We start from the raw sequence: 19,751 nt of genomic DNA on the forward strand, positions 1-19,751 counted from the left end.
ATACACGGGAAGGAGGTGAACGCTGCATGGAAATTCTGTGTAGAGCGCGTATATCAAGAACACTTCACATCAATTATGTGAATTGCATCACGCCTTCACTGGGCCTGCTACCGTGCGGTTGCTGGGCGGTGCAGCCGAAATTGCGCAGCGCACAAGAAAAATGGCGGGAATGCGCGCGTGCCATACACGCCGCATCCCGCCCTCTGGCTGCTGCCATGATCCAGTCAGGGCGAGGACTTGGCCGCTGACTCGGTACTCCATGCAGCGACCTTGGCCTTGGTGTCGGCCAGCATCCTGTCCAGCGCCGCGCGATCGTACACGTCACCGCGCAGGATCACGCTGTCGATTTTTTCGGTGGCAGCGATGTCCTGCAACGGGTTGGCCGTCAGCAGTACCAGATCGGCCGCCTTGCCCGTGGCGACGCCGCCATAGCGCTGCATCTGGCCGAACCAGGCCGGGCCCGAACGGGTCGCGGCCGACAGCGCCTGCGGTGCGCTCAGGCCTTCCTTCACGAACAACTGCAGTTCCTGGTGCAGGCCGATGCCCGGGTAGTTGAACGAATTGAGGAAGCCGGCATCGGTACCGGCAATGATCGTCACCCCCGCTTCCTGCAGCAGCGGCAGCACCGCAGCCACCTGGTGGTACTGCGCATGGCGCGCCTCGATCTGCGCCGGGGTGGCCTTGGCCGCGCGTTCGATGCGCCAGGTGTAGGTCGCACGCAGGCCCGGGCCGATATAGGCCAGATACGGGTCGTTGGCGTGGTCATCCTGGTCGAGGAAGTCGAGGATGCGGCCACCGTTGAGGGTCGGCGTCACGAATACGCCACGCTTGGCGAAATCACGGTAGGCATGCAGCGCGGTCTCGCGATCGAAGCTGGCGTCGAGCCGGCGGTTGGCTTCGGCGCGATCGATGCGCCCGGCGCCGAAATCGGCCGCGATCTGCGCCTCGTCCTTGCTGCCAGCCTTGAAGGCATAGTCCAGATGCTCGATCGAGGCCAGGCCTGCATCCACGGCCTGTTCCACCGTCAACGCCATCGGAATATGGCCCGAGGCCTTGAGGCCCGCCTTGCGCGCCGCGCTGGCCGAGTACAGGAACAGTTCCGGGGTCAGCGTGCTGTCGGTGATCTTCACGAAGTCGACCTTGTCGTGCTGCAGGCGCTCGATCGCCTTGTCCGCGTCGGCCTTGCTGCCCACCTCGATCGTGCCCTTCCAGACCGGCTTGATGCCTTCGATCTTCGCACCCGACGTCAGCAGCCGCGGACCGAACAGCGTGCCGTTGGCGATGTCGCCGCGCCACTGCAGTACCTGCTGCGGCAGATCACCGGAGCAGTCACGGATCGTGGTGATGCCATGGGCGATGTACAGCGGCAGCAGTGCCTTGTTCTCTTCCACCAGCGCCGGGCCGCCGCCGAAATGCACGTGCATGTCCCACAGGCCCGGAATCAGGTACTTGCCCTTGGCATCGATCTGGCGGCTGCTGCTCCACTGGCTGCGCACCTGCGCATCGGGACCGACCGCGACGATGTCCTCGCCACGGATGACCACGCTCTGCCCGGGCACGCTGCGCGCGTGCTCGACATCGACCACCGTGGCGTTGCGGATCAGCAAGTCAGCGCGCTCGGCGGCAGACGCCGACAGCGGTGCAACCGCAAGAAGGACGGCAAGGGACAACGGATGGGAACGGAACATGGACAGCATCCTGGTGGGCACGGCAACGTGCGGGTGGAAGGGACAGGTGTCAGCGTGTCGCGCCGTGTTGGCGCAGCACTGTTTCGATGTTGGCGTAACCGCGTTGCCGGGCATGCGCCAGCGGCGTTACGCCGTCGCCATCGGCAAGCTCGGGGTTGGCACCAGCGTCCAGCAGCAGTTGCACGATCTGCACGTGGCGCGGACCGCCATCACCGAACAGGATCGCCTCCAGCAGCGCAGTCCAGTGCAGGCGATTGACATGGTCCACCGCCACGCCGGCGCGCAGCAGCGTACGCACGGTAGCGACGTGGCCGCGTTCGGCAGCGGGAATCAGCGCGGTACCGCCATAGCGGTTGGTGCTGCGCAGGTCTGCACCGTGCGCGAGGGTCAGCGCCAGGATCTCATCCAGGCCGCGCGCACCAGCGTACAGGTAGGCGCTGTCCTGCATCGTGTCCTTGGCATTGACGTCGGCACCGGCCTCGATCAGCTCACGCGCCGCGTCCACGTTGTTGCCGTGGGTGGCCAGCAGCAGGGCCGTGCGGCCTTGGCCGTCACGCGCCTCCAGATCGGCACCCGCATCCAGTGCCTCGCGCACGGCGCGGGCATCACCGCGGCTGGCGGCATCGCGCAGCTGCGCATCGGCGTCGCTTCGGGAAGTCGCCGTACACGCCGGGATGACCATGGCCAGCAGGCACAGCAGCAGCATGCGGGCCAATGCCGAACGGCGCTGCCGGGAGCGAGGGTGGTGCATCGTGACTCTCCTCATGCGCGATGGCGCCGGCCATTGCCGGCCTCTGCCCTGCATGGTAGAAGTCGGCACGGGTATCCAGAAGTGAAATGTTCAAATGCAAGACAGTGCCAAATCGAATAGAACAGTGTTCGAACTGGACCTGCTGCGTGCCTTGGTGATGGTCGCCGACTGCGGCAGCTTCACCACGGCGGCCACCCGCCTGCATTCAACCCAGTCCACGGTCAGCCAGAAGGTGCGGCGGCTGGAGGAGCTCGCCGGTCACCGTCTGCTTGAGCGCGGCCACCGCGACGTGCATCCCACCGATGCCGGCCACACCCTGCTGGGCTATGCCCGGCGCATGCTGGATCTGAACGAGGAACTGGCCCAGGCCTTGGCCGGTGCCACCGTGGAGACCGCGGTGCGCATCGGCGTGCCGGAGGACTTCGTGAACCCGCAGACCACGCGCATGCTGGCCGCCTTCAGTCGCCGCCACCCGCAGGTCAAGCTGGAAATCAGCAGCGGCCTCAGCCGTGATCTGGCCCATGGCTTCGACCATGGCGAGCTGGATCTGGTGCTGGTCAAGCAGCGTCGCAACACCCGCCAGGCCGTGCACTGCCGGCGCGAACCGATGCATTGGATCGACAGCCTGCGCAGCAGCAGCCTGCAGCAGGACCCGCTGCCACTGGTCACCTTCCCGCCACGCGGGCTGTACCGCGACGAGATGATCCAGGCCGTCGAAGCGCTGGGTCTGCGCTGGCGCATCGCGTTCACCAGTTCCTCGCTGAGCGGCATCCAGGGTGCGGTGGCGGACGGCATCGGCATCAGCCTGCTGCCACGGCGCGCGGTCAACCGCGAACACCGCATCATCGATGGCGAGCGCGATCTACCGGTGGTCGACAACTACGAGATCGGCCTGCTGCATCGCGCCGATGCCGATGACGCGGTGCGTGCGCTGGCCGCTGAACTCTGGCGGCAGGTGCAACGCGAGCCGGAGTGAAAGGTTGGCAGGGCTGCGCCCTGCACCCGCCGAAGCGACGTCAACGTCAACGTCAAAAGCGGGCTACCCGTGGGATGGCGAGGTGGGTCCGGTTGCGGGGGACGCCGTAAACCCGTCCTTGGGGCTTGGCCGCGGCATCCATGCCGCGGACACCCCCGCAACCGGACCCACCCCGCCTTCGACAGATCTCCGCGATTTGTCGGAATGGCATGGCCTGCTCTTGGTGGGTGTCGACCTTGGTCGAGACGTAGATCCACGCCACGCGTGGATGCTTTTCGTTCAATTGTCGAAATATTCGATTTCGATGGAGATTCATCCACGCATGGCGTGGATCTACCAGACACCGAAAAACTGTCGAAGGCGGGGCGGTGTCGGATTGCGGGGTGTCCGCGGCATGGGCCCGAGGCATGCCTCGGGCGGGTTGGGCAGGACGCCCAACCCCGGTCTTGCCGTGTGTGCAGGACTGCGCACACGAGCAAGCCGCGGCCAAGCCTACAGGGACGTACTTGCGGCGTCCCCGCAATCCGACACCGCCCCGCCCTCCCACGGGATGCGGCTGTTGCTTCGGCTGTTGCTGTTGAAGTTGCCGGCCAGCGGCCGGCACTCCCAATGGGTGCCGGGCGCCGCCCGGCCGCTACAGCCAGCGACCGTCGACCACCACGCGGCGCTCCACCGGCACCCCTGCCACCGCAGCCGGACCATGATCGGCACGTACCGCCACGAAGGTGGCCGGAAGACCGTCTGCAATGCCGTACTGCGGCAACCCGATCACCGTCGCCGCATGGGTGGTGACCATGTCCAGCGCCAGCATCAGGTCCGCATCGGTGTAGAAGCCGGAGCGGTAACCGAGCAGCATCGCCCGCTGCAGCAGGTCGCCACTGCCGTAGGGCCACCAGCAGTCGCGGATGTTGTCGTTGCCGGCAAACACGCGTACACCCGCGTCGTGCAGTGCGCGCAACGGCGGGAACGGATGGTCGCCCGGTGCGTTGCTCATGATCGCCACGCCTGCGGCAGCCAACGCCTCACCCACCTGCAGCGCCCGCGCCAACGACACCTCACCCAGCGCATAGGCGTGACTGACCGCCACCCTGCCCTGCAGGCCCGACGCACGCGTGCGCGCCGCGATCCGCAGCAGCTGCGCCAGCCCGGTCTCGCCCGGCTCGTGCAAATGGATGTCCAGCCGCACGCCATAGCGCTCGGCCAGCCCGAACAGCAACGCCAGCTGGCCGTCGGCATCCCCGTCCAGCGTGCTCGGATCGATGCCACCCAGTACTTCCACCCCTGCAGCAATCACCTGTTCCAGAACCGCCGCCGTACCCGGGCACGACATCACCCCCGCCTGCGGGAACGCCACCAGCTGGATGCGCATGATGTCGGCACAGCGCAGCGCCGCCTCGCGCACGGCCTGCAGATGGTGCAGGCCGGTGCTGCCATCGATGTCGACGTGGCAACGCATCGCCACCGTACCGAATCCGCTGCACTGGCGGATCAGCGCCTCGGCACGGTCCGCCATCGGTGCAGCGGCGGCAATCGCGGCCTTTTCCACCGCCAGGCGCTCACGCAGGCTGCTCACCGGCTGATGCGGATGCCAGCGGTCGCCGACGAAGCTCTTGTCCAGATGGATATGGCCGTCGACCAGTCCAGGCAGAACGGTAAAGCCGGTCAGGTCGACGCTTTCGGCTCCCTCTGCTGCGGCATCATCGCCGTTGATGCCGACGAAACGGCCATCATGGACGTGGAAATGCAGTGGGGTACCGTCGCGATCGACGCCACCATGGATGAACTGCAGGGTCATCAGGTTCTCCCGGAAAGCCAACACTGGCGCCATCCTGCCCGCCGCCGCTGCCATCGGCCAACGAAATATCTGCATGTCATGCATTCACAAGCACGATGAATCCCGCCCGCGACCGTGCGCCGCAGGGACGCCGGATGCACGCCTGAACGGGTAACATGGGCGCCTGTTTCCGCTGTGATACCGCATGGGCCCGCCCTACCGCCACGATCGTCTTCGCCGCTGGCAGGCCGCGTCCCTGTTGGCCGCCGCCCCGATCGCCAGCCTGTCCGCCACCGATGCCGCCGCCAGCGCGCCCCTGCAGGCGCCGCCGGGCCAGCAGCGGATCGCCTCGGCTGCGCTGGTCGAGGTGCTGCACCAGCGCGTGCTGACCGGCCAGAGCGCCACCGCCACCCTGGAAAGCTGGTGCGCCGAGCACGGCCTGGCCGAGCAGGCCCGGGTCCGCGCGGTGCGCGTGCATGGCCAGGACAAGCCCGCGCCGGCCGACGTGCTGCAGGCCTTGGGCGCCGATGCCTCTACGCCACTGCGTTACCGCCGCGTGCAGCTGGCCTGCGGCAGCCGGGTGCTGTCGGAGGCCGACAACTGGTACCTGCCCGATCATCTCAGCCCGGCCATGAACCAGGTGCTCGACACGACCGACGAGCCCTTTGGCCGCGTGGTCGGCCCGCTCGGCTTCCAGCGCCAGACCGTGACCGACCAGACCTTCTGGCCGCCGCGCGGCGAAGGCGACCACGGCGTGATCCTGGAAGTGCGCGCCCTGCTGCGCGACCGCCAGCAGCAGCCTTTCAGCTACGTCATCGAGTCATATCTGGTGCAGGCACTGCCCTGATCCAGCAACGAACTGAACAGAGAAAGGCCCGGCATTGCCGGGCCTTTCGTTTACCGCTTCGATCAACGGAACCGGTAATCCAGCTCCACCCAGAACTGACGGCCATACGGGTCGTAGTTGCCGACCGGATAGAACGGCCAACCACCCCCATTCCTATCCGCCGGCGGCCGGCTGTCGCGCAGGTTGTTGACGATCACACCCAGTGTCAGGTTCTCGCCGAACTGGCGGAACACACTGGCGTTGTAGGTCATGTACGGCCCGATGCGGCCACTGCCATCGCTCTTCGGCAACGAGCCATAGCGGTTGCCATAGATCGTCGCGGTCCAGTCGCCCTGGTTCCAGGTGATGCTGCCATTGGCCTTGCTGCGCCACTGCCAGTCATCCAGTGAATTGCGGATGTCGCGCACTTCGTCATCGGCAAACTGCTTGTACTCGTGCTCCAGCACCAGCGTGTAAGCCAGACGCGTGGTGAAGCGGCCATAGCGGCCCGCATCGAAGCGCCAGTTGCCCTTCAGGTCGATGCCGCGCACCGATTCGGACGCCGCATTGATCGGGTTGATCAGTACGCGGGTCACCTGGTCCGGCTGCACGGTGGCATTGGAGGGGTTGCGGATCACCCGGGACAGCGCGTCCTGGCACAGCGGCGAACCGATGTCGCGCGCTTCGCCGCCGAGGGTGCGACCCAGCCGGCAGTCGGCCTCATCCCGCAGGATGCGGCTGGTGTCGAGGCTGGTCACCTCGTTGTCGATGCGGATGTCGTAGTAGTCAGCGCTGAAATCCAGCCCGGACAGCGGCGACCAGACCACCCCGAAGCCATACGATTTGGCCGACTCCGGCTGCAGTTGCGGGTTGGCGCGGTTGCTGTAGTCGATCGACAGGCCGTTGTAGTCGCAGTTGTCATACGACTGGCCGGCGGTGCGGCAGCGCCAGTAGTCGGTCATGCCCGGGTTGTAGCCACGGGTCTCGGTGGCGAACACATAGTTCATGTCCGGCGCGCGGAAGCTGGTGGCCGCGGTGCCGCGGATCAGCAGGCTTTCGATCGGACGGAATTCGACACCGAAGCTCCACGTTGCTTTGCCGAGATGCTCGCCACCGGCGCGGTACTGGTCGTAGCGACCTGCCAATGTGGTGGTCAGCGACTGCAGCAACGGCAGTTGCAGTTCAATACCCGCCGCATAGCGGTCACGTTCGCCACCGGCACCGATGCCGGCGCTGGTGTTCCAGAATTCACCGGTGCCCAGGCGCGGGTCCGGACGGTTGCGGTAGCCCTGGCTGCCCGCTTCGACCACCGCGGCCAATGCGGCGTCGCCACCCGGCAAGGCGAACAGGCGACCATTGACCGTCGCACTGAAGGTCTGCAGCCACGCAGCGTTGCGGCTCTCCTGGTAGTCGGACAGGCGACCGTACTCATCGGGCGTCAGCGGCCGGAACAGGCGCGACGGATCCGGCGCATAGACCTCCACGCCGTTGCGCACCCCCAGCTGCGGACCCAGCAGGTACTCGTTGATGCCTGCCAGCAGCACCGGGCGGCGCGTGCGGTTCTCGTAGCGTGAACGGCTGTAGACCGCTTCGTAGTCCCAGCCGCTGTCGCCGATCTGGCCACGCGCACCGACATTGAACGACCACGAGCTTTCCAGGAAGCGATTGGCGTTGCGCGGCAGGCCACCGATCTCCTCCGGCGCGAAGCGGCGGTACCAGCTCTCCAGATTGCCCGTGTTCTGGTTGTAGAAATAGTTGCGTGACGAGGTCCAGGTGGGTGCGCGCGTGTTGTTGTGGATCCGTGCGCTGCCCACGGCGACATCGGCGAACAGGTCGGTGGTGTCGTTGACGTGGAACGTCAGCAGGCCGTAGCCGTTGAGGTTGCGCTTCTCGGTCTGCACGGTCCAGTAGCTGGCAGCGGCTTCGTTGCTGCCGCAGTACCATCCTTGGCGCGGGTTGTTGGCGCGCAGCACGCTGCCACCGTAGATGGCCGAGGCCGCATCGCAACCGGCAACGCCCGGATCGATGTTGCGACCGGTGGCTGCATTGCGGCGATAGGCGACGGCCGTCGGCTGCGGCGCCTTGCCGGTGGGATCATCGTCCAGCGAATCCATGAAGTCGCGCTGCCGCGCGTGGATCGCCTTGCGCACGTCCAGTTCGAAGCCGAACAGGCCTTCCCAGCGCTCGCCCGAGCTGCCGCCCACCACCTGCACGCGCTGGTTGTCACCACCACCCTGCTGGGTGCCGCCGGCACGCACGTTGACGTCCACGCCGTCGAAACGGTCCTTGAGGATGATGTTGACCACGCCGGCGATCGCATCGGAACCGTACACCGCCGATGCGCCGGCGGCCAGCACCTCGATGCGCTCGATCAACGCACTGGGGATGTTGGCCAGGTTGACCACGTTCACCGAGCCTTCGTAGGCCAGCGGATAGTCGGCCTGGCGGCGGCCGTTGACCAGCACCAGCGTGCGGTTGGGGCCCAGGCCACGCAGGTTGATGGTGTTCGCCGCCGGGGTGAAGGTATTGCCGAAGTCCTCGCCCTGCACGTTGCCGGTGTTCTCAGTGAGCGCGCTCAACGCATCGAATGCGTTGCGGTAGCCCTGTGCATCGATCTGCTCGCGGCTGATCACCGTGACCGGCGATGGCCCCTCGACGCCGGCACGCGGGATGCGCGAGCCAGTGACCTTCACTTCCTGCAATGACGTGGGTGCGCTTTCCTGCGCGAAGGCCGGCAACGAGGCCAGCATCAGGGACGACAAGGCAAGCACCAGCGGACGCGGGCGCAGCGCCAGGGAAGAGGCGGACATGGGCTTCCTGGGGGAGTTGGGCGGGTGGTCCGGGGCGCTGGCGACGGTGCGCGCATAACGATCCCGTAACGAAAGTGTCCTGAACGGATGGTTGCAACGGAAATGACCAGCCCTGATGGCCTTATGCCTGAACCGAATCAGACCGCAGGCAGCGACGTCACCGCGTTTGCAACTTGTTTCATTGTTCCCGCTCGCCGCTGTGCGTCATCGTCCCACCCCATGAACCGGTATTTCCCTGCTTCCCTGCCACCGCTGCGACCGGTGCTGCGCCGCCATCTCCTGCTGCTCCAGCACGGGCCTGTCGTACTGCGACCCCTGCAGCGTTCAGATCTTTCCGCCTGGCGCCACTATTATCAGAAGGTCGAACGCAGCAGCAACCTGCCTGGCCATTTCGACGCTGAAGCCCACTTCCTCTGCGGTGTGCAGCGTTCGCAGCTGCAACACGACAACGATCATCTGCTGCTGGGCAGCTTCGATGCAGTGGGTGAGCTGCTGGACCAGCTGAACCTGCGCCTGCATTGCGCGCATGCGCGCAGCGTCGAACTGCGCTGGCTGCATGCCGGGGGATGCCCACAGCAGCGCCAGCTGCACCCATCATTGCAGGCGCTGTGCACGTTCCTGTTCGAACAGGTGGGAATCCGTCGCTTGTTCGTCCTGCTGCCGCCCGATACGGGAAGCGAAGTGGTCGCCACCTTGCAGGCCGTCGGCTTCGAGCGCGAAGGCCTGCTGCGCGACCACCACCTGGATGCCGAGGGCTGGCAGGACCGCCAGCTGTACGCGCTGACTGCCCCCGTCTGGCTGCAACGACAGCCGACGGAAAACTAGCGCACCCGCTCCAGCGCGGCATCCGCGCCGGTCAACACGCTGCAGGCATGGTCCTGCAGCTCCTCGGCGCTGGCATCGTTGCCACTGTCCGGGTCCAGCTGCGTGGCCAGCAGGATGAAACCCGGCACGCCGTGCACGTCCTCGCGTCCCGCCACCAGCAGACTCCATTGGCCAACCTTGTCCACACCGCTCAGGCCATAGGCCAGCAGGTTGAGCGGATTGGCCGTCAACGCCTCGCCCGGCAGCAGCCGTACCTGGTACTGATGGCCGCGCAACAGCACCGGAAGTGGTGCCCACTGCGTGCCGAGGGTCGCGCGATTTTCTTCCAACGCCTGCAGAACGTCAGCGCGCAGGCAGTCGACGTGGATGTGCAGCTGGTGCTGCGAACGGCCATGTGGCGAATTCAATGCCAGGCTGGCGACGCTGCGCGGCAGCGGCTGGCCCAGCGCCTGTTCGGTGCGCGTGCGGGCCTGCCAGGCGGCGGCGAAGTAATTGGGTGCGCCACGCCGGTACAGCGTGGGGCTTTCGATGCCACTGACCTTGTCCAGCGGCATCAGCAGGAACTGATAGTGGCCGTGCGCATCCTTGACCAGCACATCGCGGTGGTCGGCTGCCGGCCGCACCTGCAGGCAGTCACCCCGTGGCGACTGTCCGCCCTGGCAATCACGCTCGATCAGGCGCCACAGCGCATCCGAATGTGCCGGCGGCGGCGCGGGGGGCACGCTGGCACAACCGGCCAGCAACATCAGGGGCAGCAGCAGAAATCGCACGGCAACAACTCGCGGGATCAGGCGCGACAGGCAGCGCCGCGCGCCATTCTAGCCAGTGGGATGTGGCAATCAGTAGGTGCCGAACGGCACTTCAACCACGACCGGTGCACCCGTAGGCAGCGGCTGCAGGGTATAGCGGTCCAGTGCGCCATCATCATCGGCCAGCGGCTGGCGATGGAACTGCAGGCGATAATGGGCCTCGCCCAGGCGCACCTCGCTGGCGTCGGCGGCCAGCGCGGCCGCGTCCGGCAGCAGCAGCCCACCCAGATCGCTGTAGGCACCGGCAACATCGGCGAAACCATAGTCGGCCAGTTCATCCACCCGCTGCATCGCATAGACATGCGGCAGGTACGGGCGCGCCGGGCTGCGGCCATTGCTCAGATCGGTCACCCCGGCCTGCGGCAGGTGGTACTGCTCGCGCAGCGCGGCAACACCCAGCGACTCGCTGGCCACCTGCAGGCAGCACACCGCGCGCTTGCCTTCACGGTCGAGGATCGCGAAGCGATCACCCCGGGTGGCGGCCTGCGGCAGCATCGCGAACGCCAGGTTGCGCTGCGCCGGCTGGTAACCGGCTTCGGTCTGCAGGTTGCGCCAGCCACCAAACACCGGCGTTTCGGCAGCCGGCGCTGCGACCGGTTCGTCGGCCACGGCCCCCCCTGTCATGCAAAGCAGCGACAGCACTGCCAGCGCCTTCACTGCGTTCTGCCTGCCACGCAAACTGCCTGCCGTCATACCCGATCCAACACCTGCACCGGACTGGCCCGGTCTGCCCGCCGGCACACTGCCAGCAACGCCGGCCACTATGCAGCGCGGCGGCCGCGCGGGCAATGACCCGAACGCTGCCGGGTTTCGCGCGGTCAGTGCTATCGTGCCGCCAATCCCCTGCGCAGGAGCGCCCGCATGACCATCCGCCTGACTCTGTTGCTGCCCGCCTCGGCCTTGTTGCTGTCGGCCTGTGTCAGCACTCCCGGCCCGGAGGTCAAGGGCAGTGGCCGCTGCGATGCCAGCCAGCTGGGCTGGGCCATCGGTCAGCCCGCCAACGAACCGAACATCCGCCGCCTGTCCAGCGAAAGCGGCGCAGGCATGGTCAATCCCATCGGCCCGGCCACCATCACCACCAAGGACATCCGCCAGGACCGCCTGCGCGTGTTCGTGGACAAGGACAACATCATCACCGCTACCCGCTGCGAGTAAGCGCGTCACGGCCGTAGCGCGGAGCCGGGCATACGCTCGGCTCCATGGCTCAGGGCTCGGTGTAGCCCGAGCACTCCGGCAGCGGCTGATCCGGCTGGTAAGCCCCTGAAGTGAAGCGGAAGGTACGCGTGTAGCTGCATTCCGCGTCCTGTTCGGTACGCAGATCCTTCTTCCTCAACCGTCCCTTGGCCAGCGAGTCGCGCTGCGGTGATACCCCGGCCGGATAGTTGGTCGCCTCGGTCCGGTAGCGCAGCACAGGCATGCCCTGCCCTTCGGTTGCCAGCGCAAGTTTCGCATCGAAGCTGTACTCGTCATGGCAGGCACCAGCGCGCTGATCGAAATCGCGCTCACTGAAACAGGCCCGGATCATCTTGTTGGCCGACAAGGCAACGGACAGCACGTCGGCGTCCACCTGGATGCCTTCATCGAGATGGCGGATGCGCGCCAGTCGCAGAGTCGATGCGCCGGCACCGCCGCCGGAATACATCGCGCGGGCCTCCACCAGACCGCCGACCAGCACGTTCTGCAGTACTGCCTGTTGTGGATCGGCCACGGCCTGGCCTGCACCCACGCCGGGCGCCAGGCGCACGATGAAAGGCCAGACCCGCAGGTCGCCATCGTCAACCACGTCGATGGGGACGTGGCGCATCTGCGGTTCGGCTTCATCACCGGCGCGCTCGGCAACTTCCAGCGCTGCCGGCTGGTCTTCGCCCGTTGCAGGCAACGCCCGCACGCACCACTGGCCATCGGCAGTGCAGTAGCGCTCGGGCTCTTCCGCTCCCCGCTCGCGCTGCAGCAGCAGCGCCTCCAGCTGGTTGCCTGCCGCGTCCCGTTGAACGGGCGCGACGTCCGCCGCCGCAGGCAGCGAGGATGCCAGCAGCAGTGCAGACAGCACGGCGTAAGCAATACGCGTGGAATTCATGATCATCCTGTGCGCCCCGGCACGTCCTTGCGAGGGACCGATGGTAGCGCAGGCGTTGCGTTGCGACTCAGTGCCCCTCGCAGTCGCAGCCACCCCACCCTTTCGCCTTCGACGTCTGGCCGATGCCGGGGTTGAAGGTATTGCTCGGGTCCAGCGTGCGGTAGAAGCCGGCCAGCGCCGGCTTGGCCGGATACAGGTGGCCGACATTGTGCTCGGCCGGATATTCGGCACCGCGCTGGTCCAGCAACGCCCACATCGCATGCTCGATGGCCATCGGGTCTTCACCCTTGCGCGCGATGTAGTCCTGGTGGAACACGTGGCACAGGAAGTGGCCGTAGTACAGCTTGTGCAGCAGGCGGCCATCGATATCAGCCGGCAACTGCTCGAACCAGTCGGCATCGTCGCGGCGCAGCGCAATGTCCAGCGCGACAATGTCCTGCACCTGCGCACGGTGCACTTCGCGGTAGCGCACGGCGGCACCGGCCACGGCGAAGCGATGCAGGAACGCCTTGCGCCCTTCGTCCGCCGTGCAGTGGAAGTAACCGCCTTCATGGTCGTTGAAGAAGCCGCGCAGCCACGCCTCGGTGGCGGCCGCATCCTGCGCGGACACCTTCAGCAGCAGGTGATGCTCGTAACGCTGCCGAAACTCGCCCATGCGCTTGGGCAGGTGCGAAGGCAGCAGACCGGTCAGCGCCTGCATCATCCGGTCGGTGACACCGCGCAGGCCCAGCCGTTCGAACCAGCCATCAACCCGGCTCTTCAGCGCGAACGCAGCCGGTACGCGTGCGGTGCCGAGCTTGTCGATCAGCAGGAAACTGTCCTTGCCGTAGCGCTCGCCGATGTCATAGGCATCCCGGTGGATGTACTCGCCGGCGATGGGCAGGCGCTCGAAGCCGGTCAGCAGTTGGCGGCGGATCGCGGTCAGGCTGTCGGTGCGGTTGCTGCCGATATAGAAGACCTCGGCGGCCTCCTTCTCGAAGGTATCCAGGCGCACGGCGAACACGGCCAGCTTGCCCGCCGAACCGGCTGCCTCGAAATGGCGGCTGGGGTCGGCATTGAAGCGTGCCGGGGTATCGGCGTCCACCTTGCGTACTTCCTCGGCGTAACGCGGATCGGAGGCGGCACGGCCATCACCGTTGCTGACATCTGCAGCGCTGTAGTTGCCGTCCTGCAGGCGCTGCAGGATCTGCTCGGGCGTATCGCCCAGCGCGATGCCCAGATGGTTGACCAGCTGCAGTTCGCCCCGCGCGTCAACCTGTGCATACAGCGCCAGCTCGGTATAGGCAGGGCCACGGCGCACCAGTGCGCCACCGGAGTTGTTGCAGATGCCGCCCAGCACCGAGGCGCCGATGCACGACGAGCCGATCACCGAGTGAGGCTCGCGACCCAGCGGTGCCAGCGTCTGCTCCAGGCGGTCCAGCGTCGCGCCGGGCAGGCACAGTACCTGGCGGCCTTCGTTCAACAGCTGGATGCCGGCCAGGCGCAGGGTGCTGACCAGCACGATCGGTCGACCGTAGTCATCGCCGTCCGGGGTGGAACCGCCGGTCAGGCCGGTATTGGCTGCCTGCAGGATGATCGCCGCGCCGCCCTGCACCGCCGCCTGCAGCACCCGCCACAGCTGCAGCAGCGAGCCCGGACGCACCACCGCCAGCACCGGGCCGTCGCCGAAGCGATAGCCGCGACGGAAGCGGCGGGTGGCCTTGTCGCCGGTCAGTACGTGGCGGTCCCCCACCGCGGCACGCAACTGTTCCAGCACCGTATCGCGATCACTCATGGCAGGCGCACCAGCGAATCACGGCCGATGTCGGCGATGCGGTGCGCACCGGTCAGTGTCATCGCCACGCGCATTTCCTTGGCGATCAGGTCCAGCAGATGGGCCACACCGGCCTCGCCCTGCGCGGCAAGCGCGTAGACGAAGGCGCGACCCAGCAGCACGGTATCGGCGCCCAGCGCCAGCATGCGCACCACGTCCAGACCGGTGCGGATACCCGAATCGGCGAGGATCTTCAGGTCGCCCTGCACCGCATCGGCGATGGCAGGCAAGGCACGTGCAGTGGACAGCACACCATCGAGCTGACGCCCGCCATGGTTGGAGACCACGATGCCATCGGCCCCGAACGCGACCGCATCGCGCGCATCGTCCGGGTCGAGGATGCCCTTGATCACCATCGGGCCTTTCCAGAACTCGCGGATCCACTCCAGGTCCTTCCACGAAATGGACGGATCGAAGTTGCTGCCCAGCCAGCCGATGTAGTCCTCCAGGCCCGTTGGGTTGCCACGGTAGGTGGAGATGTTGCCGAGGTCATGCGGGCGTCCGCGCAGGCCCACGTCCCACGCCCAGCAGGGATGGGTGATGGCCTGGCCGATGCGGCGCATTGCAGCGTTCGGACCACTCATGCCCGAGTGTGCGTCGCGATAGCGCGCGCCCGGCACCGGCATGTCGACAGTGAACACCAGGGTGGTCACACCCGCCGCCTGCGCGCGCTCCAGCGCATTGCGCATGAAACCACGGTCGCGCAGCACGTACAGCTGGAACCACATCGGGCGCTGGATCGCCGGCGCGACTTCTTCGATCGGGCACACCGACACCGTGGACAGCGTGAACGGAATGCCGCGGCTGTCGGCCGCACGCGCGGCCTGCACTTCGCCGCGACGGGCATACATGCCGGTCAGACCGACCGGTGCCAGTGCCACCGGCATCGCCAGTTTCTCGCCGAACAGCTCGGTTTCCAGGCTCAGGTCGGACATGTTGCGCAGGACGCGCTGGCGCAGCGCGATGTCGGACAGATCGGACACGTTGCGCTTCAGCGTGTGCTCGGCATACGCGCCACCATCGATGTAGTGGAACAGGAACGGCGGCAGCCGACGCTCGGCTGCGGCACGGTAATCGGTGGAGGCGGAGATGATCATGGGGTCAACCGTGTGGGGAAGGTAGACGCGAAGCCCGCGCACGCCGGGCTTCGTTGTCATCGAGGGTGCGCAGCGTGGTGTGCACGAACTCGAGGTGGGCATGCGCGGCGGCGCGCGCGCGTTCGGGATCGCCGGCCAGCACCGCATCCATCATTTCGCGGTGCTGGTCGGACAACGGCGAGAAGGTCCTGGCCGAGGTGTACAGCTTTTCGCGGCTCTGCGAGATGTTGGTCTGCAGCAGCTCGAACAGCCCGCGCATCACCTGCAGCAGCACCAGGTTGTGCGAGGCCTCGGCGATGGACAGGTGGAAGGCCGCATCGGCCTCGGCTTCGCCGGCGGGGTCGTCCTTGCCATGCGCGTCCATCATGGTCTGGAACGCCTGGGCGATGCGCGCGCGGTCCTCGTCGGTGGCACGCAGCGCCGCGTGCCAGGCCGTGGCGCCTTCCAGCGCGTGGCGGATTTCCAGCACATCGAAGCGGTATTCCGGGTCGCCCTGGAACAGCGGCAGGTACGGCACCAGCGGTTCATCCAGCGCCTGCCGCGCACGTGCGGCGGGCTCGCTCACGTAAGTGCCTCCGCCTACCCGCGCGGTCAGCAGACCATGACTGGACAACTGCGCGATGGCCTCGCGCAATGCGGTGCGCGAGACCCCCAGCTGAACCGCCAGCGTGCGCTCGGCCGGTAGCCTGTCGCCCGGCTGCAGCTGCCGTTCCTGCACCAGCGCGCGCAGCTGCGCCGCGACCTTGTCCGAAACCCGTTGTGTGCTCATGGCGCCATTGTGGCCCGAAGCACGCCGCTGTTGGTCGGCCTGCTCTGCATGCTCAGGGAATCATCCAGGTCAACCAGTAGGCCTGGGCCAGGGTGATCAGGCCGACCATCGTGGTGAAGATCAGGCTGTGCTTGACGGTGAAGCGGAACAGATCCGACTCCTTGCCGGCCAGGCCCACCGCCGCGCAGGCAATGGCAATGGACTGCGGCGAGATCATCTTGCCGGTGACACCGCCGGTGGTGTTGGCTGCCACCAGCAGCACGTCGGACACGCCGATCTGCTGGGCGGTGGTGGCCTGCAGCGCCGAGAACAGCGCATTGGACGAGGTATCCGAGCCGGTCAGGAACACGCCCAGCCAGCCCAGGAACGGCGAGAAGAACGGGAACGCCTTGCCGGTGTGCGCCAGTGCCAGCGCCAGTGTGGCCGACAGGCCCGAATAGTTGGCGATGAAGGCAAAGGCCAGCACCATGCCGATCGAGAAGATCGGCATGCGCAGTTCGCGCACGGTTTCACCGAAGGTCTGCAGCGCAGCCTTGGCCGGCATCCGCAGCGCGATGATCGCGATCACTGCCGCCAGGATGATCGAGGTACCCGTGGCCGAGAACCAGTCGAACTTATACACCGCCTCATAGCTCAGCGGCGCATCGACGATCGGCGGCATCTTCTGCACCAGCTGGTCCAGGCCCGGCACCGGAATCTTCAGCACCCAGCCTTCAAGCGGGCCACCGGCTGCGAACAGCGACTTGAACGGCTTGATGCTCCACACGGTGACCATCGCAGTGAGGATCAGGAACGGCGACCACGCCTTGGCGATCTGGCCGACGCTGTGGCGCGGCGCCTCCATTGCCTGTGCGGCCGCCTCAGCGCTGGTTTCGGTATCGAAGCGGAAGATCCGTACCGGCTTCCAGCGGCGCAGGAACAGGGTCAGGCAGACCAGCGACGCCAGCGAGGCGGTGATGTCCGGCAGTTCCGGGCCGATGAAGTTGGAGGTCAGGTACTGGGCGATGGCGAACGAACCGCCGGCCACCAGCACCGCCGGCCAGGTTTCCTTGACGCCGCGCCAGCCATCCATGATCGCCATGATCCAGAACAGCACGATGACAGTCAGGAACGGCAGCTGGCGGCCCGCCATCTGGCCGATCTCAAAGGCGTCCAGGCCGGTCACCTGCCCCGCCACGATGATCGGGATGCCCATCGCGCCGAACGCCACCGGCGCGGTGTTGACGATCAGGCACAGGCCGGCCGCATACAGCGGTTTGAAGCCCAGCCCAACCAGCAGCGCGGCGGTGATCGCCACCGGCGCACCGAACCCGGCCGCACCTTCCAGGAAGGCACCGAAGGCGAAGCCAACCATCAGCATCTGCAACCGCTGGTCCTCGGTGACCGACAGGATCGAGGCGCGGATGATGTCGAACTGGCCGGTCTTGACCGAGACCTTGTACAGGAACACCGCGCCGATGATGATCCAGGCGATCGGCCACAGGCCATAGACGAAGCCGAAGCCGGCCGCGCCCAGCGCCTGCGCAACGGGCATGCGATAGAACAGCAGCGCCACGGCAAGCGCGATGACCACGGTGAGGGTGCCGGCGATCCAGCCCTTCATGCGCAGCACCGCCAGGGCAATGAAGAAGAAGGCGATCGGCAGCAGCGCGATCAGGCTCGACAACCACAGGTTGCCAGCGGGGTCGTACACATGTTGCCAGGGCTGCATAGGGCTCTCGACAGGAACAGGAGGTTCCCCACCGCGTGGGGGCGTCGTGTCCGTCACATATTGGTCGTACCACATTAACCAATGATCGGACCACAGGCGCGAATTGAACCGCCAATCGTGCCGAAAGCCTATTAGACCATAGGGCTACACGGAATTATTGGCCGTACCAATTATGACTACAACTTCTTCTCCACCCTCCGTATCACCGCCAGCACCAGCAGGCACAGCACGCTGACACCAAGTGCGATCGCATACTTGCCGATGCCCACGGCAATACCGATGGCCGCAGCCATCACCAGCGAACTGGCCGTGGTGAGCCCACTGACCTGGTCTTCGTGATTGCCGCGCAGGATGGTACCGGCGGCAACGAAGCCCACGCAGGCCACCACCGCTTCGATCAATCGCACCGGGTCGACCTGCAGCAGATCGCGGTAGCGTTCCTGCTGGAAGTGTTCGGCCACCGAGTCACCGAGGCCTACGATCAGCGCGGCGGCACCGGCAATCAACATGTGCGTGCGCAGGCCGGCTGCGTGCTTGCCCATCTCGCGCTCTACGCCCAGCACGCCGCCAAAGACCATGGCGGCGGCCACGCGCAGCAGAATGGACATGTCCTGGGTGAGTTCCATAGAGAGGCTCCGAAAGTTTCCCGGAGCGTTGCGCGGGGGCCGTGGGACGGCGGTGAAGGCGATGGCACGCCCTCTTCACCGCGCGGATTCATCGAGGCATGGCGTCGACCTGTTGATCACCGCCATGCGTACCCCGCACCCGGTTACTGCGCCAGATAGCCACCGTCGATGGCGTAGTACGCACCCGTCGCGAACGAGGCATCGTCGCTGGCCAGCCAGGCCACCAGCGCCGCCACTTCCTGCGGTGTTCCCAAGCGCTTGAGCGCATGCCGCCCTTCCAGCGTTGCCCGCACCTTGGCGTCCATCTTTTCAAGCAACGGCGTGTTGATGAAGCCCGGGCCCACCGCATTGATGCGGATGCCATCGGCGGCATGCTCCCATGCAGCCGTCTGGGTCAGGCCGACCACACCATGTTTGGCGGCCGCGTAGGCGGTCGAGCCGGCATAGCCCACCTGGCCCAGGATGGAGGCCATGTTGATGATGCTGCCGCCGCTGCCCGCCGCACGCATCGCCTGGATCTGCGCCCGCTGGCACAGGAACACGCTGGTCAGGTTCACATCGACCACGCGTTTCCAGCCATCGATCGGGTAGTCGCCGCTGCTTGCCGCTGGCCCGCCGATGCCCGCATTGTTCACCGCGATGTGCACGCCGCCCAGTTCCTTCACCGTGCGCTGCACCGCCGCTTCCACCGCAGCCTCGTCGGTGACATCCAACGCGATGCCGATAGCCTCGGCACCCTGGCTGAGCAGCGCGGCTACTGTTGCGTCCACCGCTTCCTGCTTCAGGTCCCATACCGAAATGCGCGCACCGGATGCAGCGAGTGTTTCCGCTACCGCCAGGCCGATACCGGAAACACCGCCGGTCACGATCGCGGTTTTTCCGTTGAGCTGGTAATCAATCATCTGTGGTCTCCATGTGTGGGAAATCGATACGGACACATCCGTCCGAATCCACAATACGCCTTCGCTTGTGACGAATGCGCTGCCTGCGGCTTCCCTGCACGATCACCGTACGCACACGCATTGCAACGCAACCGGCAACTTGGCCGTAATTGCAAATCGATTGACCCACTCGGCATCGCATTCGCGTTGGGGATCGAGAAAATGACAGGTAGCTTTTTCCAACTCTGAAAGCGCAAGACCGATCCGCGCTGCAGGTGCACGAGGGAACGTGCGGGCACATCGTCGCCGGCACCCGTC

Annotated in this window: 17 protein-coding genes; 4 read left to right on the forward strand and 13 right to left on the reverse strand. The window is 66.4% G+C overall.

The annotated features are described in order from the left end of the window. Positions 1-224: 224 nt before the first annotated feature. Positions 225-1,688: an amidohydrolase family protein gene (locus ACEF39_RS12000; RefSeq protein ID WP_500285205.1), complete on the reverse strand. Its 1,464-nt coding sequence runs from the start codon at positions 1,686-1,688 to the stop codon at positions 225-227. Positions 1,689-1,737: 49 nt separating this feature from the next. After that, entirely contained in the window at positions 1,738-2,439 is a 702-nt protein-coding gene (locus tag ACEF39_RS12005) for an ankyrin repeat domain-containing protein (RefSeq protein WP_500285206.1), read from the reverse strand. Positions 2,440-2,533: 94 nt separating this feature from the next. Between ACEF39_RS12005 and ACEF39_RS12010 the strand changes: the two genes are divergently transcribed. Beyond that, the gene (locus ACEF39_RS12010) at positions 2,534-3,415 is read left to right on the forward strand and encodes a LysR substrate-binding domain-containing protein (RefSeq protein ID WP_500285207.1); all 882 of its coding nucleotides are present in this window, start codon (positions 2,534-2,536) and stop codon (positions 3,413-3,415) included. Positions 3,416-4,049: 634 nt separating this feature from the next. Here the strand turns inward: ACEF39_RS12010 and ACEF39_RS12015 are convergent. Further along, positions 4,050-5,210, reverse strand: coding sequence for an amidohydrolase family protein (locus tag ACEF39_RS12015; RefSeq protein ID WP_500285208.1), 1,161 nt, complete (start codon positions 5,208-5,210; stop codon positions 4,050-4,052). A gap of 184 nt (positions 5,211-5,394) precedes the next feature. Between ACEF39_RS12015 and ACEF39_RS12020 the strand changes: the two genes are divergently transcribed. Further along, complete coding sequence (locus tag ACEF39_RS12020; protein WP_500285209.1) at positions 5,395-6,036, forward strand: hypothetical protein; 642 nt, start codon at positions 5,395-5,397, stop codon at positions 6,034-6,036. Between the two features lie 62 nt (positions 6,037-6,098). Here the strand turns inward: ACEF39_RS12020 and ACEF39_RS12025 are convergent, their stop codons facing one another. Continuing rightward, positions 6,099-8,825, reverse strand: coding sequence for a TonB-dependent receptor domain-containing protein (locus ACEF39_RS12025; RefSeq protein WP_500285210.1), 2,727 nt, complete (start codon positions 8,823-8,825; stop codon positions 6,099-6,101). 219 nt (positions 8,826-9,044) lie between these two features. Between ACEF39_RS12025 and ACEF39_RS12030 the strand changes: the two genes are divergently transcribed. After that, positions 9,045-9,650, forward strand: coding sequence for a GNAT family N-acetyltransferase (locus ACEF39_RS12030; RefSeq protein WP_500285211.1), 606 nt, complete (start codon positions 9,045-9,047; stop codon positions 9,648-9,650). Here the strand turns inward: ACEF39_RS12030 and ACEF39_RS12035 are convergent. After that, entirely contained in the window at positions 9,647-10,396 is a 750-nt protein-coding gene (locus ACEF39_RS12035; protein WP_500288017.1) for a CDP-diacylglycerol diphosphatase, read from the reverse strand. The two genes, ACEF39_RS12030 and ACEF39_RS12035, sit on opposite strands and share 4 nt — an antisense overlap. 93 nt (positions 10,397-10,489) lie before the next feature. Further along, positions 10,490-11,152: a decarboxylase gene (locus ACEF39_RS12040; RefSeq protein ID WP_500285212.1), complete on the reverse strand. Its 663-nt coding sequence runs from the start codon at positions 11,150-11,152 to the stop codon at positions 10,490-10,492. A gap of 168 nt (positions 11,153-11,320) precedes the next feature. On the opposite strand from ACEF39_RS12040, the gene ACEF39_RS12045 reads away from it, so the two are divergent. After that, complete coding sequence (locus ACEF39_RS12045; protein ID WP_025878511.1) at positions 11,321-11,614, forward strand: hypothetical protein; 294 nt, start codon at positions 11,321-11,323, stop codon at positions 11,612-11,614. A 49-nt stretch (positions 11,615-11,663) separates the two neighbouring features. Here the strand turns inward: ACEF39_RS12045 and ACEF39_RS12050 are convergent, their stop codons facing one another. From ACEF39_RS12050 to ACEF39_RS12080, 7 genes are all read right to left on the reverse strand, one after another. After that, positions 11,664-12,536, reverse strand: coding sequence for a hypothetical protein (locus ACEF39_RS12050; protein ID WP_500285213.1), 873 nt, complete (start codon positions 12,534-12,536; stop codon positions 11,664-11,666). A gap of 67 nt (positions 12,537-12,603) precedes the next feature. Next, positions 12,604-14,310 (reverse strand): D-lactate dehydrogenase, encoded by a 1,707-nt coding sequence (gene dld, locus ACEF39_RS12055; protein ID WP_500285214.1) that lies wholly within the window; start codon positions 14,308-14,310, stop codon positions 12,604-12,606. Continuing rightward, positions 14,307-15,446, reverse strand: coding sequence for an FMN-dependent L-lactate dehydrogenase LldD (gene lldD, locus ACEF39_RS12060; protein ID WP_500285215.1), 1,140 nt, complete (start codon positions 15,444-15,446; stop codon positions 14,307-14,309). Before lldD ends, dld begins: the two co-directional genes overlap by 4 nt. Before the next feature lie 4 nt (positions 15,447-15,450). After that, positions 15,451-16,215 carry a transcriptional regulator LldR gene (gene lldR / locus ACEF39_RS12065; RefSeq protein ID WP_500285216.1) on the reverse strand — a complete coding sequence of 255 codons (765 nt, stop codon included), beginning with the start codon at positions 16,213-16,215 and terminating at the stop codon, positions 15,451-15,453. Positions 16,216-16,267: 52 nt separating this feature from the next. After that, positions 16,268-17,926, reverse strand: coding sequence for an L-lactate permease (gene lldP / locus ACEF39_RS12070; RefSeq protein WP_500285217.1), 1,659 nt, complete (start codon positions 17,924-17,926; stop codon positions 16,268-16,270). A gap of 176 nt (positions 17,927-18,102) precedes the next feature. Continuing rightward, positions 18,103-18,552 (reverse strand): MgtC/SapB family protein, encoded by a 450-nt coding sequence (locus ACEF39_RS12075; protein WP_500285218.1) that lies wholly within the window; start codon positions 18,550-18,552, stop codon positions 18,103-18,105. Between the two features lie 143 nt (positions 18,553-18,695). Continuing rightward, positions 18,696-19,454, reverse strand: a complete 759-nt coding sequence (locus tag ACEF39_RS12080) for an SDR family NAD(P)-dependent oxidoreductase (RefSeq protein WP_500285219.1) — start codon at positions 19,452-19,454, stop codon at positions 18,696-18,698. Between the last annotated feature and the right edge of the window lie 297 nt (positions 19,455-19,751).

The organism is Stenotrophomonas indicatrix (genome assembly GCA_041545745.1).
GTDB classification, from domain to species: Bacteria; Pseudomonadota; Gammaproteobacteria; order Xanthomonadales; family Xanthomonadaceae; genus Stenotrophomonas; species Stenotrophomonas indicatrix_A.

Excerpts from the sequence above, each read along its gene's own strand:
- ACEF39_RS12000 (WP_500285205.1), bottom strand. The coding sequence starts at position 1,688 with ATGTTCCGTTCCCATCCGTTGTCCCTTGCCGTCCTTCTTGCGGTTGCA.
- ACEF39_RS12005 (WP_500285206.1), bottom strand. The coding sequence starts at position 2,439 with ATGCACCACCCTCGCTCCCGGCAGCGCCGTTCGGCATTGGCCCGCATG.
- ACEF39_RS12010 (WP_500285207.1), top strand. The coding sequence starts at position 2,534 with ATGCAAGACAGTGCCAAATCGAATAGAACAGTGTTCGAACTGGACCTG.
- ACEF39_RS12015 (WP_500285208.1), bottom strand. The coding sequence starts at position 5,210 with ATGACCCTGCAGTTCATCCATGGTGGCGTCGATCGCGACGGTACCCCA.
- ACEF39_RS12020 (WP_500285209.1), top strand. The coding sequence starts at position 5,395 with ATGGGCCCGCCCTACCGCCACGATCGTCTTCGCCGCTGGCAGGCCGCG.
- ACEF39_RS12025 (WP_500285210.1), bottom strand. The coding sequence starts at position 8,825 with ATGTCCGCCTCTTCCCTGGCGCTGCGCCCGCGTCCGCTGGTGCTTGCC.
- ACEF39_RS12030 (WP_500285211.1), top strand. The coding sequence starts at position 9,045 with ATGAACCGGTATTTCCCTGCTTCCCTGCCACCGCTGCGACCGGTGCTG.
- ACEF39_RS12035 (WP_500288017.1), bottom strand. The coding sequence starts at position 10,396 with ATGTTGCTGGCCGGTTGTGCCAGCGTGCCCCCCGCGCCGCCGCCGGCA.
- ACEF39_RS12040 (WP_500285212.1), bottom strand. The coding sequence starts at position 11,152 with ATGACGGCAGGCAGTTTGCGTGGCAGGCAGAACGCAGTGAAGGCGCTG.
- ACEF39_RS12045 (WP_025878511.1), top strand. The coding sequence starts at position 11,321 with ATGACCATCCGCCTGACTCTGTTGCTGCCCGCCTCGGCCTTGTTGCTG.
- ACEF39_RS12050 (WP_500285213.1), bottom strand. The coding sequence starts at position 12,536 with ATGAATTCCACGCGTATTGCTTACGCCGTGCTGTCTGCACTGCTGCTG.
- dld (WP_500285214.1), bottom strand. The coding sequence starts at position 14,310 with ATGAGTGATCGCGATACGGTGCTGGAACAGTTGCGTGCCGCGGTGGGG.
- lldD (WP_500285215.1), bottom strand. The coding sequence starts at position 15,446 with ATGATCATCTCCGCCTCCACCGATTACCGTGCCGCAGCCGAGCGTCGG.
- lldR (WP_500285216.1), bottom strand. The coding sequence starts at position 16,215 with ATGAGCACACAACGGGTTTCGGACAAGGTCGCGGCGCAGCTGCGCGCG.
- lldP (WP_500285217.1), bottom strand. The coding sequence starts at position 17,926 with ATGCAGCCCTGGCAACATGTGTACGACCCCGCTGGCAACCTGTGGTTG.
- ACEF39_RS12075 (WP_500285218.1), bottom strand. The coding sequence starts at position 18,552 with ATGGAACTCACCCAGGACATGTCCATTCTGCTGCGCGTGGCCGCCGCC.
- ACEF39_RS12080 (WP_500285219.1), bottom strand. The coding sequence starts at position 19,454 with ATGATTGATTACCAGCTCAACGGAAAAACCGCGATCGTGACCGGCGGT.